The sequence below is a fragment of the Rhodococcus marinonascens NBRC 14363 genome, assembly GCF_001894885.1.
In the GTDB taxonomy this organism is placed as follows: Bacteria; Actinomycetota; Actinomycetes; order Mycobacteriales; family Mycobacteriaceae; genus Rhodococcus_F; species Rhodococcus_F marinonascens.
This window is the reverse complement of record NZ_BCXB01000011.1, coordinates 109,257-126,558: the sequence shown is the minus strand read 5'-3', so window position 1 is coordinate 126,558 and position 17,302 is coordinate 109,257. Positions and strand designations below refer to the sequence as shown.

The window sequence follows — 17,302 nt, the reverse complement described above, 5'->3', positions numbered from 1 at the left end:
CACCGACGCCACAACCGAAGGATTGGGCTCGCGGGTCACGGTCACCACCATCGAATTGCCCCGAGCGCACGGATGATCTCGTAAAGAGTCAGTCCGGCCCACTCGACAGCCGAAGCGGATCGGTGTGTAAGTGAAGGCGGTCAACGGAGGCGAAGACAATGAGCACAGCGAATCACCGGTCGGCGGTCGACGAGTTCAAGTGATCGGCGGCTTGCTCGGCGGCGAACCGCAAACCAGGGTTGTCCTGCACAATCTCGCGCCACCGATCGGCCTTGATGCCGATCTGCTGAAGCAGACACAGAGTGACGAGTGCGCTGCACGCCTCGGCCACCGCGATCAGTTCGTCCATTGACTGTCGGTGGGTCCGGCCGGCATGAGCAAGGTCATTGCGAGCCTGGACAGCGACCCGAGCCCAAGTCTCGATGGTGTTCATCGCTTCGAGTCCCTCGGCGTGGCGGCGGATAGTACTCCTGGTCCGCATTCGACAACCAGGGCGTCAGGTTGTCATACCAGTTCAGGCCTTGAACGTCCGGTACCGCTCCCGCCTTGAGTTGGGTAGCGGCCTGGTAGATCGGATCGAGTGCGCTCGCCACCCCGTCGAGCTGTGATCTCGTCGGATCGGCGGTTCTCGCGTAGTCGCTCGCTTCGCTGTCCGCGTTGTTCGCCGCGCTACCTTGCCAACTGGTGCCGATTTCTCGCCTGATCCCGTCGACGAAAGCGAGGATCTGCGCGGCAGTGTCCTCACCGAGCCCACACCACGTGCGCTGCACCATCTCGATGGACGCCGGAGTCATCGACTGAGCAAGCTCGTACAACCGTTCAGGGCTCCACTCGTCGCCCTGGAAGTATTCCGGATTCGGCACATTAGATCAGCTCGTTCACAAATCCCCCCTCGACACGACGCGGCCCTCACCCTGCCCTCCACTGATATGACGCGGTGACACCCTAACCGGTTCCCACCTCATCAACAGCGCCGGTCGTTCCCAGGCGACGCAACGGCGTCGACCCTGAAATCGCCGATGCGGTGACCGAGGTCAGGCGAGAGCCGCGCCCGGATTGAGGATCCCTATCGGATCCAGTGCCGCCTTGATGCGCCGGTTCAATTCCATGACGTCCCCGCCGAGTTGCCTCGGCAGCCAGTCCCGCTTGAGTCGCCCGATGCCGTGTTCGCCGGTGATTGTCCCGCCCACGCCGATTGCGAGGGCCATGATGCGGCTGAAAACGACGTGGGCGCGTTCGGTCGTGTCGGAGTCGGTGGGGTCGAAGACGATCATGGGGTGGGCGTTGCCGTCGCCGGCATGCGCGACGGTGCAGATTACGATGCCGCAGTCCGCGGCGATCGCCTCGATGCCGGTGATAGGGGCGGTCAGCTGCCGCATCGGGACGCCGACGTCCTCGAGCAGCGCACTGCCCATCGCCAGCAGTGCGGGGAGCATGGATCGTCGTGCGGCGGTGAACGCCTCGCCCTCCGCGGCATCGTCGGTGGCGAACACCTCTGTCGCGCAGTGTGTTGTGCAGGCGGTAACGATAGTCTCGATTTCCCGCGCACCGGCTGCGCCGGGGTATCGGATTGGGCGAGCAACAGTGCGCGGGCGCCCCGGTCCAAACCCATGCGGACGGCGTCCTCGACCGCGTTGATGCTGGCATGGTCCATGAATTCGAGCATCGCGGGACGGATCTGACCGGTGATGGCGAGGACGGCGTCGGCGGCGGACTCGACCGACGGGAACGATGCGACGACGGTCGCCGCGGGCGGTTGCGCCGGGATCAACCGCAGCGTGAGTTCGGTGATGATCCCGAGCATGCCCTCGCTGCCGACGAACAGCTTCGTCAACGACAGTCCGGCGAGACGGAGGGCGGTGCCGTCGGCGAGGACGACCTGCATGCCGAGCACGTAGTCGGTGGTCACGACGTACTTGACGCAGCACAACCCGCCCGCGTTGGTGGCCGCGTTGCCGCCAATCGAGCAGATCTCGACCAACGACGGGTCCGGTGGGTACCCAGAGCCCGTGCTCGGCGGCGGCCTTCTTCACCTCCGTGTTGAGCAGTCCGGGCCCGCAGACCGCGACGCGGGCGACCGGATCGATGGTGACCGCCCTCATCCGTTCGGTGCTCAGGACAATGCCTCCGTCGACGGCGCTGCACCCACCCGATACCCCCGAGCCTACGCCGCGCGGAACCACCGGCACCCGGTGCCGTGATGCCCACCGCATCGCGGCCTGCACATCCTCGGCGCAGGTGGCGCGAACCACTGCGATCGGGGTGCCGGCATTCGGGTCGGCGGACCAATCGTGGCGGTAGCCGGCGGTCAGGTCCGGATCGGTGAGAACCGCGCCGTCGGGCAGCGCGTCGATGAGTTGGCCCAGAACCGCCGGTTCCACCGTCGTCATCCGCCCATCATGCCTCCGTCTGCCGGGATTGCAGCCCAAGACGAACGGCGGCCGACGACGTCGGACCAGCTGTCGTCACGAAGGGGGACGTCGAGTCGAGATCCCGCAGAGGAACAGCGCAGAGTCAGCCGGCCTGCGGAGTGATCCTGACACTGTTGATGTCGTAGTTGCCGAAGAATTGCGTGAACGAGGCCGCCTGCATCTCGTAGCCGATGTCGTTGGTGGTGAACGAGAGCAGAGGCACGCTCGCGCCGTTCAGGTCGGCGCTGGCGGTGTAGGTGGTGTCCGGCATCAGCCCGGCGCCGTCGATGCTGAACATGTCTTGTCCGTCGACGTCACGGACCGTGACCCGCGCGTAGCCCGGTCCGGTCAACGGGATGTCAGCGTTCTCGACGCGTGCGCCGATGCCCTGCTGGGTGAGGTTCTCGGTGCCGTCGCCGGTCGGTACCGCATTGGCAACGTAGACGAGGGCCTGCCCCTCCTGGCCGGTGTCGAGGGTGTCGATGACCGATTGCGTCGCGGTGTCGATCACCGAGACGCTGTCGGAGTGCTCGTTGACTGCATAGACGCGGGTGTTGTCGGGGCTGGGCCACACGCCGTGGGGTTCGGTCCCGCCCGACATGATGGTGTGGATCAGTTCCGGTGGTCCTTCGGACGTGCGCCGGTAGACCTGGATCTCGTTGGTGCCGCCCACAGTGAGGTAGACCAGGTCACCCTCGTCGGTGGTCACGAAGTTCGCGTGGTTGACGTCCGGGCCGGTGTCGATGATGGCCTTGACAGTGCCCGAGTTGGTGTCGATGATGCTGGCTTTCCCGATGCCCTTGTGCGGCGCCCACAGTTCGTTGCCGTCAGGAGAGAGCCCGAAGTCGGAGGACATCGGGTCGGCAAGTCCGTCGATCACGGACGTGACCTGCTTGGAGGCGACGTCCACGACGTCGACCGTCGCGGAGCGGATGTGATTGACGTAGGCCGTTTGTCCGTCGGGACTGAAGAGCACCTTGGACGGCCCGTCGCCGGTCTCGATGTGTCCGGTGACCCCGCCGTTGGCGACGTCGACGATGTCGACCTGTGACAGCGCCCGGTCCGAGACCCAGAACTCGCTGCCGTCCGGGGTGAAGAACCCCTCGTGCGGGGCCCGGCCCACATAGGTCTGATTTGCGATGCTGTTGTCTTCGGTGTTGATGATGGTCACCGTGTTGGTGGTGACGCTGACGACGCCGAGATGTTTGCCGTCCTGCGAGAAGCCGAGACCGTGCACATCGATGTTCGAGACGTACTGCGGCCCCAGAATGCCGTCGAGGCGCTGCGACCCAAGGGCGATCGAACCCAGGACCTCGTTCGTGGCCGGGTTGATGACGCTGACCGTGTTCGAGGTCTGGTCCGCGGTGTAGACGCGGTCTTGCGAAGAGATCGGCAGGCCCTCTCCGGCGAGAGCGGGAGCCTGCACGACCCCGCTGTCGTTGGACGCGGGCGGTGCCTGGTCGGGTTCGTCGGTAGTCGTGGAGCACGCCGCCGCAACTCCTACTGTCGCGGCGAGCACTCCCGCGACCCATGTGCGCCGCCTCAATGTCTTGGATCCAGCCACAGTTCTTGCCTCTCTCGAGCGGACAGTCATGTCGACCGAGATCAGGGGACCGACGACGTCGCAAACGGCGGGGTGGGTCCGAGGCAACCCCGGAGACTCCTCCACGATACTGACGAACGAACCACGGTGACGGTCCTGAAATGTGAGGGCCGGCAGCAGGGCGACCGGGTGGAGTTTCTTCCGGCCAGCCGGGGTGATCGCTTGGTAAAGGGGTTGCAATGCAATCCCTTTCACTTTCTCTCTACTGAGCGGCACTCTCTACTGAACCGTGAGAACGAAAACAGGGATCTCGCGGTCAGCCTTTTCTTGGTATTCGGCAATCACCGGGATGACCCGCAACGCGCGGTCCCACCATGCCGCCTTCTCGTCTCCGGTGACCTCGCGGGCGATCATGTCTCGTTTCGTCGTAGCGTCTTGCAGTTCGACGTGAGGATCGGCGAGCAGGTTGTAATACCAGTCGGGATGCTTCGCCGCGCCGCGGTGCGCGGCCACAATCGCATACTCGGCGGCGTGCTCGATGCGCGCCAATGGGGTCTTACGGAGTTTGCCGGACCTTGCGCCCCTACTCGTCAACACCACGATGGGCGCGCCTCGGGTGACTGCACCCTCCGCACCTTGGGATTCCTCATAGCGCTCGACCTGATCGGCCACAACTACTTGTTGCTCACCCACGAAAAACTTCGACGGGCTCGGTTCGTATTCACCATTGAGCGGCATGCAATCAGTACATCACGTGTGTGCAGGTTGCTGCAGGGGCTGAGATCTTCGAGCGTCTTCAACCACCCGTGGAGCGAATGCTTCCGTCACAGCCCGCCAAGATCCGACAGGACCCCGATGGCCTTGTTGTTCGCCTGGTGCAGCATGCCGATCGTCGTCTCGGCGGTCGCCGCGGTCCGGGGGTCTTTCAGTGCGAAACCGTGAGCGAGCGTGAGGGTGTTGTATCCGCCGTCTGCAGCACGTAGGAGAAACTCGGATGAGACATCCTCGCTTGACAGTCGGTCGAGGCCCTCACCGAGAAGGTAGAAGCGCCACAGTGGCCCCAGGTCGGCGCCGTAGACGTCTCGGGTTCCTTCGACGATCGTGTCCGCCTGGAGCGCAATCGAATCCACAATCCGGTAGTAGTCGGGAACATCGGCCCGGGTGGTCGCCGCAGTTGCGACGGCATACGCCAGATCGACCGTGAGATGCGCGTTGTATCCCATCATGGCGACCTCTGCCGGTCGCGCTTCGCACTGTTTACTCATCGTGAAGTACTGCGCCCAATGGGGCTCGACCGGTGCACCGGTGAACTCGGCGTGCAGATTGACGAGATAGCGGCGCAGCAGGTCGGAACTGACCGCGTGCCCCCAGTCCCGATTGACGAAGGCGGCGGGGTCGCGTTGCATCGGCATGACGGCCGTACGTTCGACGGCGTCCAGGCCGAGAGAGAACAGTCCTCGCCGGTCGCGATGACGGACGAGGATCGCCGTAATCGCTTCGTGGCGTGCGACTTCTTCCTCGAGGCGGTCCAGTGAAGCGGCGGCAGGAAGCGTCGAGATGTCGGACAGCGCGACTATGCGGCCGATATCGGCCGCAGTCAAAGGCGTTCCGCAGGCCGTCGCGATAGCGTTCGACGCCTCAGCCGGCGCGAGCGGGGGAGACGCTACCGCCGTGGAAACTGCCGCGACAAACGTGGCAAGGAGAAAACGGGCAGGCACTCGCGCGAATTTCATCGGCGAAGCATAGCGAGCCTCAGGGTGTTGGTGCGTTCATCACTTGGGCGTCGAGACGCATTGTTGCGAATCGGATTCCGTCGTCCAGTGTCTCGACGAGGTCGATTCCTTGTCGGAACGTGCGGCGTGGATCTCGGCTCGGGCTAGAAGGTTCCGGGTGGCGGGGTGGTCCCCTTCGCTGCCATGACTTCAATCAGTTGCGCGTGCATGTTCGCTGCCTGCTCGGGCGCGTAGTAGCCGACGTTGCCAGGAACTGCCAGGTTGTGGAATTCGTTCGGGTCTTCGAGCAGGTCATACAGCTCGTACTGCGGGGGAGCGACGCCTGCGGGGTCGAAGTACATGGCGTACTTCCAGCGGTCGTTCCGGATGGCGCGGATGTGGCTCGGTTGCTGCACGATGAACTGGCCGTCAGGCGCCCCGGGGTTCTGGTCGTCGTACGTGAAGTGGAGGACGTCTTGCACGGGCGTGACGGGGCCATCGGGGCGTGCGGATGCCTCGGCGATCACCGGTGCGAGATCGGTGCCGAGGAAATTCCATGCCGAGCGGTCGGGAACATGGGCAAGGGTGGCAAGGGTGGGCATCACATCGATGAGAGAGGCCAGCGCATCGGTTTCTGCGGGTCCGGGAAAGAGCACCGGATTGCTGATGACCAGCGGCACGTTCGTCGTTTCCTGATAGGTGTTGAACACTTTCTGGCGGAGTCCGCCGTGTGAGAGGCCCATCTCGCCGTGGTCCGAGATCCTGACGACAACCGAATTGTCGCGCATGCCCGGGGTGGCGTCGAGTGCGTCGAGCACAGTGCCGAGGTGGTCGTCGACGACCTTCTGGACGTACCCATAGAAATTCACGTAGTTCTTCATCGCCTCCACGCCGACCAGCGGGCCCAGCGCGGCGGCGAGCAGGAGTTGGGACTGCACCTGGGCGCTCGGTTTGTAATTGAGTGCGAGCATTTCGTCGATGGTGGGTGGTAGATCGATCCCCTGCTCGAACGCGCCGGGTGCCGCGGACCCGTAGTTGTCACAGTCGCCGTCCTGCTGATCCCACGTTTGTGGGTACGCGAGGATGTCGTGCGGATTGGCGAGGGAGACGATCAGCGCGAACGGCCTCCTATCAGTGGAGTCGACGTTCCTGAGGAAGTCGGCGGCCTGGTCGGCGACGCTCCGGTCGCGGTCGACGCAGCCGCCACCGAAGTTGTCCGGATCCGTGTCCTGACCGAACTCGGGGGGAACCCATCCGTCGAAACCGTAGGCCGCGAGGTCGGCACTGTTCGGCTCGCCGCCGTCGGCGTTCTTGCTCAGGTGCCATTTGCCTCGATACTGGACGTTGTATCCGGCCGAGGCCAGGAGTGAGGCCATGTTCTGCTCGCTGAGGCGAAGCTGTGGCTCGGATGGCGAAAGCGTGCCACCCTCGGTCAACGTGCTGGTCACTCCGTGCTGTGCGGGATAGAGCCCAGTGAAGAAAGTGGCACGGCTCGGCGAGCACATCGCGCTGTTGCAGTAGGCCCGGTTGAAGGTGAGTCCCTGGTTCGCGAGCCGCTGGCGGTTGGGCAGGTTCTGCTCCGCCCAGCCCTCAGGCCAGTGCATAGGATGTCGCTCCTGATCGGTGATGATCACCACGATATTCGGACGGGACGGTAGCGATCCGACCGATTCCGCCGCCGCAGGTTGCCTCCCACCCGAGGCGACGCCCGCCATGCCCGCCATGAGTAGTGTTCCCGCACCACCGAGGAACAGCCGCCGGGGGACTCCACTCGTGCCTGCAGATTCTGCGTGCTCGCGGTCTGGGGTCATCGCCTAATTGTCACTCGGTTGTGAACCTGGGCGGGCGCAATTCGGAAAAGTGCCTTGCACGTGAGTATCCAAGGCGTGTTGGTGGAGTTGGCCATTCAGAGTCGGTCAGGTGAAGATTTGCAACCCTTTCGGATCGTCGTCGGCCGGGGCAGGCGGAGCGTCGGGTCGGGAGTTTCGCTGAATGTTGTGCGACCGTGGGATCGTCGATCCACCGGAAGGAACGGTTCGGCCTGATCAAAGGCTGAAGATGTCAATCCAACTGTGGCTGAACACTGTTGACGCAGCGAGGGACCATGGGTGTTTCGGCGGTCCGCGTTGAACCAGCGGACTCCACCCAGCGGATTCCCGTTCCGCCTCGGTGCCAGGGCGCGTCAATGTAGTCGACGATTACTGTGGTCGGCGGTGTCAATGGTCCTTCGAAGAGGTGCCGTTCGGAGCTAGGGGGCCGGTCGGCCAGCGGCTATCGTTGAAGAATGAACTCGACTGCGGTGGTCGTCTTTGTCCTCGTCTGGATAGCCATTGGTTTGATTACGGGGCTGTGGATGGCCCGGCGTGGGCATTCTTCGACCTGGACACTCATCGCTGTGATCTTGGGACCCTTGTTTGTTCCCATCGCTTTCGAACGGGCGGAGCGCCGTCCCGTACTGGCTGCTGCGGGCCCGGAGGGCGCGGAGCCCGTGGAATCGACCGCTACGTCGACTGAGCCGCGACTACTGATCGGCCTGGACGGTTCGGCCGAGTCGGAGCTCGCCCTGGACGCCGCGCTCGACCTGATGGGAAACCGATGCGGGTCTGTCATCCTCGCCGAGGTCGTCTCCTATGACGATGCGGGTGAGAGCGCCTCCGGGAGCGAGGTCGCGGAGGCCTCCGACCGTCTGGCGAACGCTGCCTCCCGCGTCGTCGGAGTGCGGACGAATTACGAGGTACTGGCTGGTCCCCCCGGAGAGGCTTTGCGTCAGTTTGCCGAAGAACAGGGAGTTGACCTCCTTGTCGTCAGTCGGCGCGGACGTGGACTCTCGAAGAGGCTGATGGGCAGTGTGTCCGCCGATTTGGTGCAGCACGCCAAGGTGCCGGTATTGGTCATCGAACCCCAGCAGGCCGGGCAGGTACCCCCGCTGTAGCCGACATCGGGGGGAGATGCGAGAGTCGGCACAATCAGGCCACCCGCGCAGGCCATCCGAGACAACTCCGATCGCGATCGCGTGCCCGGACAGCGCGAGTCCTCGTCACGAGTCACGGGTCGAGAGTCACGGGTAGTCGAGGGTCACGGGTCGAGAGTCACGGGTCGAGAGTCACGGGTCGAGAGTCACGGGTAGTCGAGGGTCACGGGTAGTTGCCTTCGCGCGACTTTTGAGGGGCGCGCGGCTCGGGTCGTCCAGTGAAGCGGCATGCGTTTTCCGCTCACCCGGGGCGTCTCCGTAGGATCTCAAGCAACGAAGTAGCTTGCCTCATGTTTCGAAAGGAAGTCCCGTGCTCCGCACACATCTCGCCGGTTCATTGCGAGCCGAGCAGGCCCAGCAGACCGTTACCCTCACCGGGTGGGTTGCCAGGCGTCGTGATCACGGCGGGGTGATCTTCATTGATTTACGTGACGCCTCGGGTGTATCGCAGGTGGTGTTCCGCGAGGGTGCGGCCGCCGAGCAGGCCCACCGCCTGCGCGCGGAATACTGCGTCAAGGTGACCGGTGTGGTCGAGGTTCGTCCCGAGGGCAACCAGAACTTCGAGATCCACACAGGTGCGATCGAGGTCAATGTCACCGAACTCGAAGTTCTCAACGAGAGCGCGCCGCTGCCGTTCCAGCTCGACGACCAGGCCGGTGAGGAAGCGCGTCTGAAGTACCGCTATCTGGACCTGCGCCGCGAAGGCCCCGGGCAAGCCATCCGATTGCGTTCCAGGGTCAACGCGGCCGCCCGTTCAGTACTGTCGCACCACGAGTTCGTCGAGGTCGAAACCCCCACACTGACGCGCTCGACCCCGGAGGGCGCCCGCGACTTCCTGGTTCCCGCACGACTGCAGCCGGGCAGCTTCTACGCGTTGCCGCAGAGCCCCCAGTTGTTCAAGCAGCTGCTCATGGTCGGCGGCATCGAGCGCTACTACCAGATCGCCCGTTGCTACCGCGACGAGGACTTCCGCGCGGATCGGCAGCCCGAGTTCACCCAGCTCGACATCGAGATGAGCTTCGTCAACCAGGACGACGTGATCCTCCTCGCCGAGGAAGTGCTGTCGGCGCTGTGGAAGCTCGTCGGGCACGAGATCAAGACTCCGATCGCGCGGATGACGTACGCCGAGGCCATGCGACGTTACGGATCGGACAAGCCAGATCTGCGTTTCGCCGTCGAACTGGTCGAGTGTGCCGAGTTCTTCAAGGACACCACCTTCCGCGTGTTCCAGGCGGAGTACGTCGGTGCGGTGGTCATGCCCGGAGGTGCGAGTCAGCCGCGCAAGCAACTCGATGCCTGGCAGGAGTGGGCCAAGCAGCGCGGGTCGAAGGGCCTGGCCTACGTGCTCGTCGGCGAGGACGGCACCCTTGGTGGCCCGGTGGCCAAGAACCTCACCGACGCTGAACGTGCCGGGCTGGCCAAGCACGTCGGTGCGGTGCCGGGCGACTGCATCTTCTTCGCCGCCGGCCCGACCAAGTCCTCGCGTGCCGTGCTCGGTGCCGCGCGCGGTGAGATCGCCCACAAGCGGAACCTTATCGACCCTGACGCCTGGGCGTTCGTGTGGATCGTCGACGCGCCGCTCTTCGAGCCCACCGCCGAGGCCACCGCCAGTGGCGACGTCGCCCTCGGCTACAGCGCCTGGACCGCCGTCCACCACGCGTTCACCTCACCCAAGCCCGAGTCGTTCGACACTTTCGACACCGATCCGGGCTCGGCGCTCGCCTACGCCTACGACATCGTGTGCAACGGCAACGAGATCGGCGGCGGCAGTATTCGCATCCACCGCAAGGACATTCAGGAACGAGTGTTCAAGGTGATGGGCATCTCCCACGAGGAGGCCGAGGAGAAGTTCGGATTCCTCCTCGATGCGTTTGCTTTCGGTGCGCCGCCGCATGGCGGAATCGCGTTCGGCTGGGACCGCATCACCGCACTGTTGGCCGGCGTCGACTCGATTCGTGAAGTCATTGCCTTCCCGAAGTCGGGTGGCGGCGTCGATCCGCTGACGTCCGCACCGGCTCCGATCACCGCCCAGCAACGCAAGGAATCGGGCGTTGACACCACGCCCGAACCGAAGGGCGAGGCAGCGGGCGGATCCGCCGGCGGGATCGAGAAGTAGGCAGGTCCGTTGGCAAGATCGCGATCTGGGCCACCGGCTCGGCGTTCCGCCGCCACCGATCAACTCGCCGACTATCTGTGGCGGCGTAGCGCCATGTGCTGGGGTCCGGTCGCGACCGCCCGCCGCGGTGTGCGGTGACAGGTGTGCGGTGACAGGTGTGCGGTGACAGGTGTGCGGTGACAGGTGTGCGGTGATATACGCAGAGGCACGAAACGGCACCATTGCGGTGACAGTTGATCCGGGGTTACTCGAAGTACTCGCACCGGATCAGCCGAAGTGCTGAAATTCACCGAGGCTCTCAGAGAACGACTCGATCATTCTTGTGACTAGCAGGTAAGTTGGTTCACGATGACTGCAATACTGGCAGACCCCGTTTCAGAGGTAGTTGCCGCAGCCGAGAAGCTGCTGACCCGCCGTACCGGCGCATCTGTGACATTGGTAGATCCCATAGATCTCGGCGGTAGCGGCCGCTCCATCGTGCTTCGTGTACGTGTGGCGGAGAACCCCTTTTCTCTCCCGCGGACTTTGGTGATCAAACAGGTCCGTGAAGAATCCGGGTTGTCTGGAACCCGGGCCGTCGATCCCGACGACCCGTCCGCCGACAGCGGCAGCGCGTTCCTTCGCGAGGCGGTGTCGTACCAGTTCGCCACGGCGCTCGCGACCGACAGCCGGCCCGGTGCGGAACTGCTCGCATCCGACCTCGAAGCCCGGCTGCTCATCCTCAGCGACCTCGGTGACGTAAGCCCGATCAGCGCACTGCTCGAGCATTCCGACTCCGATACGGTCGCCAACACGTTGATGGCGATGGCTCAAGCGCTCGGCCGGATGCACGCGGCCACAGTGGGCCGCGAAGAGGATTTCACCGCGTTGCTCCGTCGCGCCGGGGTGGCAGACTGCGACGACACCGTGGCGAAGCAGGTGGAGCGGGCGGTGCCTGCCGTGCCACGACTGCTCTCCGAGATCCTCGGTATCGATGTGTCACCGGACATGACCGATCAGGTGGCGCGCGCCGCGAAACTGTTCGAGAGCCGCCGGTTCCGCGCGTTCAGCCCCTCCGACCTGTGCCCGGACAACATCATCGTCAACGACGAGGGTGTGCGATTCCTCGACTATGAGTGGGGCGGTTTCCGCGACGCCATGCTCGACATCGCCTACGCGCTGGTCTCGTTCCCGGGCTGCCTGTGCAGCATCGAACTGTCCGAGGATCGGACGCTGGCGATGATCGAGGCCTGGCGTGCCGAGGTCGTGGGGATGTGGCCCGCCCTCGCCGACAACAACGTGCTCGCCACCCGCATGGTCGAGGCACAGCTGATCTGGGTGTGGCTCAGCACGTACCTGTTCCTGCCGGATAATCACGCGCGGATTGCCGCCGTGCGCGAGCATCAATTGTCGGTGCCGCGCTCGTTGGCGTTGATGCGGCGCTGGGACAGGCTGGCACGCTCGGCGAATCATGCCGGCAACACCGTGGTCGCCCATCAGGCCCGTGCCATCGCGGACAGGTTGCAGGGGCTGTCCGTTGGCTGACGTCCCGCGCACGGCCTCAATGAGTCAGCCGGTGGTGTCCCGAGTAGCGTCGAACTAGTGAGCGATCTCTTCGGTTCGGACGTGGGCGAGGACGAGTCGGCAGGACTGTTCGAGACGACGCGCCTAGGAGAGGCTCCGGCACTGAAGCCTGTCCCCGGTCCTACCTCGATGAACGCCCACGCGCCGCTGGCGGTGCGCATGCGCCCCCGCACTCTCGGCGAGGTCGTCGGGCAGAAACACCTACTGGGGCCCGGTGCGCCGCTGCGGCGCCTCGTCGAGGGGTCCGGAGCGGCCTCCGTGCTGCTGTACGGTCCGCCCGGCACAGGGAAGACCACGCTGGCATCCCTGATCTCCGGCGCGACGGGCCGTCGTTTCGAGGCATTGTCGGCGCTGTCCGCCGGAGTCAAGGAAGTGCGTGGGGTCATCGAACTGGCGCGACGGCGATTGCTGGCGGGGGAGCAGACGGTGCTGTTCATCGACGAGGTGCACCGGTTCTCCAAAACCCAGCAGGACGCACTGCTGGCCGCGGTGGAGAACCGAATCGTGCTGCTCGTCGGCGCGACCACCGAAAACCCCTCCTTCTCTGTCGTGTCGCCGCTGCTGTCGCGGTCACTGGTGCTGCAACTGCAGGCACTGACGGCAGACGACATCGAGGAATTACTCGAGCGTGCGCGCACCGACGATCGGGGACTGGGCGGCGAGATCGAGATCGCGGGCGATGCGATGGACCACCTGGTGCGTTTGGCGGCCGGTGATGCTCGCCGCGCACTCACTGCACTCGAGGCTGCAGCCGGTGCGGCACTCGACCAGGCAGACCTCGACCAGGCAGACCTCGACCAGGCAGACCTCGACGAAACGGGGCTCGACGAAACGGGGGAAGGGAAGCGTCCGGTCTTGCTCGAACTTGCGACGGTCGAAGCGAGCGTCGACAAGGCTGCCGTCCGTTACGACCGCGACGGTGACCAGCACTACGACGTGATCAGTGCCTTCATCAAATCCATCCGGGGATCGGACGTCGACGCAGCGCTGCACTATCTCGCGCGGATGCTGACCGCGGGTGAGGACCCTCGGTTCATCGCCCGAAGACTGGTCGTCCACGCCAGTGAGGACATCGGGATGGCAGACCCCACTGCGCTGCAGACCGCCACCGCGGCGGCCCAGGCCGTGCAGTTGATCGGCATGCCGGAGGCGCGGCTCGCGCTCGCTCAGGCCACCATCCACCTCGCGACCGCCCCCAAGTCGGGTGCTGTCATCGCGGCGCTGGGTGCGGCGATGTCGGATGTGGCTGCGGGGAAGGCGGGACTCGTCCCACCTCACCTGCGGGACGGCCACTACGCAGGCGCGGCGAAGCTGGGCAGCGCGGTGGGATACCACTATCCCCACGACAACCCGGACGGCGTATTGCCGCAGCAGTATCCGCCGGACGAATTGGTCGGGGTCGACTATTACCAGCCCACCACCCACGGCAGCGAGCGCGACATCGCCGGGCGCGTGGACAAGCTGCGGCGGATCGTGCGCGGCTGACGATGAGTCGGCGGGCCTGCATCTTTGCACCGAGACTTGTTTCAGCGGTAGGTGGCGAGGAACCCCGGCCGTTCAGGGTTCTGGTTCCCGGTGCGGTGTCGGAGGTCACTGTCATGATCCGGGCATGAAACGGGTGGTGCGGGTGAAGGTGCTGCCCGACGGGCGGCAACTCGACACCTTGATCGGAAAGAAGCCCGATTCGCCGCCGACGCCAACCATCAGATATCCAAGAGGATCGTGGCCGAGGCGCAGCGCACCGGACGCGGCATCGCCCTCGAAGAACTCACGGGCATCCGCGAAACGGGTACGGCTCCGCAAGCCCCAACGGGCCACACACTCGAGTTGGGCGTTCGCTCAGCTCGGGGCCTTCATCTCGTACAAGGCCGTGCGAGCAGGGGTGCCGGTGATGTCGGTCGATCCGGCGATCACCAGCCGTCGATGCACCCGTTGCGGTCACATCGACAAGAAGAACCGGCCCGGTCAAGACCGGTTTGCTTGCCTCGACTGCGGTTTCGTCGAACACGCAGACATTGTCGGCTCGAACAACATTGCACATCGAGCCGCCGAGAACTACCGGGCCCAGTCAACGTCCCCTGGTGCGGCGTAACGTCCAGCATCCAGCTAGGTGTTACAGCTGCAAGCTTGACCTTTAGGGCCGAGTAGTTGACTGTCACCATAGCGGGGCCCCTCTGACAGGCACCGACAAGCACCGGCGAGCGCCCTGCGGAAGCCGACCTCATGCGACCGTTAGGCTGGGCGGTGGTCGATCCGCCGTCTTCGCGGCGCGATCGGCCGTCAATCACTGTCACACGCGAAGGGCAACTTAGGTGCAGACCCACGAGATCCGCAGGCGCTTCCTCGACCATTTCGTCAAGGTGGGCCACGCAGAGGTGCCCAGCGCCTCGCTGATTCTCGACGATCCGAACCTGCTGTTCGTCAACGCGGGAATGGTGCAGTTCGTGCCGTTCTTCTTGGGTCAGCAGACCCCGCCGTACCCGACCGCGGCCAGTGTCCAGAAGTGTGTGCGCACTCTCGATATCGAGAATGTGGGTATCACTACACGCCACAACACGTTCTTCCAGATGGCCGGCAACTTCTCCTTCGGTGACTACTTCAAACGCGACGCGATCAAGCACGCGTGGGCGTTGCTGACGTCGAGCGTCGACAACGGCGGATACGGGTTCGACCCCGAGCGGATCTGGGTCACCGTCTACCTCGACGACGACGAGTCCCGCGACATCTGGCGCGACGAGGTCGGTGTTCCGGAAGCGCGGATCCAGCGCCGCGGGATGGCCGACAACTACTGGTCCATGGGTATTCCCGGCCCGTGTGGTCCGTGCTCGGAGATCTACTACGACCGCGGTCCCGACTACGGCGAGGAAGGCGGTCCCGAAGCCGACGAGGACCGCTACATCGAAATCTGGAATCTCGTGTTCATGCAGAACGAACGCGGGCTCGGCACGAGCAAAAACAACTTCGAAATCCTCGGCCCGCTGCCGAAGAAGAACATCGACACCGGCATGGGCGTCGAGCGCGTCGCGCTCCTGCTGCAGGGCGTCGACAACGTCTACGAGACCGACCTCGTCCGCCCCGTGATCGCGAAGGCCGAGGAGCTGTCGGGTCGCAAATACGGCATCGACCACCACGACGACGTGCGGTTCCGGGTGATCGCCGACCACGCCCGCACCGCCGCGATGCTGATCGCGGACGGTGTGAATCCCGGCAACGACGGGCGCGGCTACGTGCTCCGCCGACTGCTGCGGCGCATCGTGCGCTCCGCCAAACTACTCGGTGCCGACAAGCCCAGCATGCGTGAGTTCATCACCGTCGTCCGCGACACCATGGCACCGTCGTACCCCGTCCTCGATACCGACTTCGGGCGCATCGAGACGGTCGCTGTCGGTGAGGAGTTGGCCTTCCTCAACACGCTGGCATCGGGTTCCAAGCTGTTCGAGGGTGCCGCGGAATCGGTCAAGGCATCCGGCAGGTCGGTGATCGGGGGTGACCAGGCGTTCGCGCTACACGACACGTACGGCTTCCCGATCGACCTGACCCTGGAGATGGCGGCCGAGGCGGGCCTGTCCGTCGACGAGGAGGGCTTCCGGTCGCTGATGGCGGAGCAGCGCCAGCGCGCGAAGGACGACGCCCAGGCGCGCAAACACGCTCACGCCGATCTGACGGTGTACAAGGAACTCCTCGACCGCGGTCCGACCGAGTTCACCGGGTTCCATGAATTGGTCTCCGAGGCACACGTTCTCGCGCTGATCTCGAATGGCCGGCGGATTCCGGTGGCATCCGTGGGCCAGGACGTCGAAGTCATCCTCGACCGCAGCCCGCTGTACGCGGAGGCCGGTGGCCAGATCGCCGATCTCGGGACCCTCACCGGGCCGGGATTGCGGGTGAAAGTCAATGACGTCCAAAAGATCGCGAAGAAGCTGTGGGTCCACAAGGTGACCGTGCAGGAAGGCCAGATCGCCGAGAGGGACGTCGTTCTCGCCCAGGTCGACGCGGACTGGCGCAAGGGTGCCACGCAGGGCCACTCGGGTACACACATGGTGCACGCCGCATTGCGACAGGTGCTGGGCCCCAACGCCGTTCAAGCCGGATCGCTGAACAAGCCGGGCTACCTACGTTTCGACTTCTCCTGGCAGGGCGCTCTGACGGAAGCACAGAAACAAGACATCGAGGTCGTCACCAACGAAGCGGTGGCCGCGGACTACTCGGTGAACACGTTCGTTACCGACCTCGACAAGGCGAAGTCGATGGGCGCCATGGCGTTGTTCGGCGAGAACTACGGGGACGAGGTTCGTGTCGTCGAGATCGGCGGACCGTTCTCGATGGAGCTGTGCGGTGGAACTCACGTGGGAAGTTCCTCGCAGATCGGCAACGTCACACTGCTCGGTGAGCAGTCCGTCGGCTCGGGCGTGCGCCGCGTCGAGGCGTACGTCGGGCTCGATTCGTACCGCTACCTCGCCAAAGAGCGCGCACTCCTCGCGGGGTTGTCGGCATCGCTGAAAGTGCCCTCGGACGAAGTGCCCGCCCGTGTAGAGGCACTCGTCGAGCGACTTCGGGCGGCCGAGAAGGAACTCGAGCAGGGGCGCGCACAGGCCGTTCTGGCGGCGGCTGGGGCATACGTCGACAAGGCGCACCGTGTCGGACCGATAATGCTGGTCGCGGACTCCGCCCCAGCCGGTGTCGGAGGCAACGACCTGCGTGGTCTTGTCACCGATATCCGCGGCAGGCTCGGTTCGCAACCCGCTGCGGTGGTCTTGCTCGGGAATGCCGACGGCAAGGTTCCGTTCGCGGTGTCCGTAAGCGGTGCCGCACAGGAACTCGGACTCTCGGCCGGTGATCTCGTCAAGGACTTCGGACCGAAGATCGGTGGTCGCGGTGGGGGAATGGCTGACATGGCGCAGGGTTCCGGGTCCGACACCAGCGGAATCGCAGCCGCTCTCGACGCGGTCCGGAAACACGTCGCGAACAAGGTGGGGAACCAGTAGA

Annotated in this window: 12 protein-coding genes and 1 pseudogene; 6 read left to right on the top strand and 7 right to left on the bottom strand. The window is 64.8% G+C overall.

What is annotated here, in order from left to right:
* Positions 1-172 precede the first annotated feature (172 nt).
* The 7 genes and pseudogenes from RM2_RS24460 to RM2_RS10370 form a co-directional block, all read right to left on the bottom strand.
* Positions 173-433: a HEPN domain-containing protein gene (locus RM2_RS24460; protein ID WP_373863319.1), complete on the bottom strand. Its 261-nt coding sequence runs from the start codon at positions 431-433 to the stop codon at positions 173-175.
* Positions 384-863, bottom strand: a complete 480-nt coding sequence (locus RM2_RS10395) for a hypothetical protein (RefSeq protein WP_072688850.1) — start codon at positions 861-863, stop codon at positions 384-386. Before RM2_RS10395 ends, RM2_RS24460 begins: the two co-directional genes overlap by 50 nt.
* A 171-nt stretch (positions 864-1,034) precedes the next feature.
* A pseudogene (locus RM2_RS10390) lies at positions 1,035-2,390 on the bottom strand (FAD-binding oxidoreductase).
* A 124-nt stretch (positions 2,391-2,514) separates the two neighbouring features.
* Entirely contained in the window at positions 2,515-3,975 is a 1,461-nt protein-coding gene (locus tag RM2_RS10385) for a YncE family protein (RefSeq protein WP_169846704.1), read from the bottom strand.
* Between the two features lie 258 nt (positions 3,976-4,233).
* Positions 4,234-4,692: a nitroreductase family deazaflavin-dependent oxidoreductase gene (locus RM2_RS10380; protein WP_072688846.1), complete on the bottom strand. Its 459-nt coding sequence runs from the start codon at positions 4,690-4,692 to the stop codon at positions 4,234-4,236.
* An 86-nt stretch (positions 4,693-4,778) separates the two neighbouring features.
* The gene (locus RM2_RS10375) at positions 4,779-5,687 is read right to left on the bottom strand and encodes a DUF5995 family protein (protein ID WP_139277725.1); all 909 of its coding nucleotides are present in this window, start codon (positions 5,685-5,687) and stop codon (positions 4,779-4,781) included.
* A 143-nt stretch (positions 5,688-5,830) separates the two neighbouring features.
* Positions 5,831-7,477, bottom strand: a complete 1,647-nt coding sequence (locus RM2_RS10370) for a sulfatase family protein (RefSeq protein WP_072688844.1) — start codon at positions 7,475-7,477, stop codon at positions 5,831-5,833.
* Positions 7,478-7,950: 473 nt separating this feature from the next.
* On the opposite strand from RM2_RS10370, the gene RM2_RS10365 reads away from it, so the two are divergent.
* The 6 genes from RM2_RS10365 to alaS all read left to right on the top strand — a co-directional run bounded on the left by RM2_RS10365 (position 7,951) and on the right by alaS (position 17,301).
* The gene (locus tag RM2_RS10365; RefSeq protein ID WP_072688842.1) at positions 7,951-8,598 is read left to right on the top strand and encodes a universal stress protein; all 648 of its coding nucleotides are present in this window, start codon (positions 7,951-7,953) and stop codon (positions 8,596-8,598) included.
* Between the two features lie 349 nt (positions 8,599-8,947).
* Positions 8,948-10,753, top strand: coding sequence for an aspartate--tRNA ligase (aspS, locus tag RM2_RS10360; RefSeq protein ID WP_072688840.1), 1,806 nt, complete (start codon positions 8,948-8,950; stop codon positions 10,751-10,753).
* 348 nt (positions 10,754-11,101) lie between these two features.
* Positions 11,102-12,277, top strand: a complete 1,176-nt coding sequence (locus RM2_RS10355) for a phosphotransferase family protein (RefSeq protein ID WP_072688838.1) — start codon at positions 11,102-11,104, stop codon at positions 12,275-12,277.
* 57 nt (positions 12,278-12,334) lie between these two features.
* On the top strand, positions 12,335-13,801 hold the full coding sequence (locus tag RM2_RS10350) for a replication-associated recombination protein A (protein WP_072688836.1): 1,467 nt from the start codon (positions 12,335-12,337) through the stop codon (positions 13,799-13,801).
* A gap of 124 nt (positions 13,802-13,925) precedes the next feature.
* On the top strand, positions 13,926-14,408 hold the full coding sequence (locus RM2_RS10345) for a zinc ribbon domain-containing protein (protein WP_245813821.1): 483 nt from the start codon (positions 13,926-13,928) through the stop codon (positions 14,406-14,408).
* A 220-nt stretch (positions 14,409-14,628) separates the two neighbouring features.
* On the top strand, positions 14,629-17,301 hold the full coding sequence (alaS, locus tag RM2_RS10340; protein ID WP_072688834.1) for an alanine--tRNA ligase: 2,673 nt from the start codon (positions 14,629-14,631) through the stop codon (positions 17,299-17,301).
* Position 17,302: the final 1 nt, after the last annotated feature.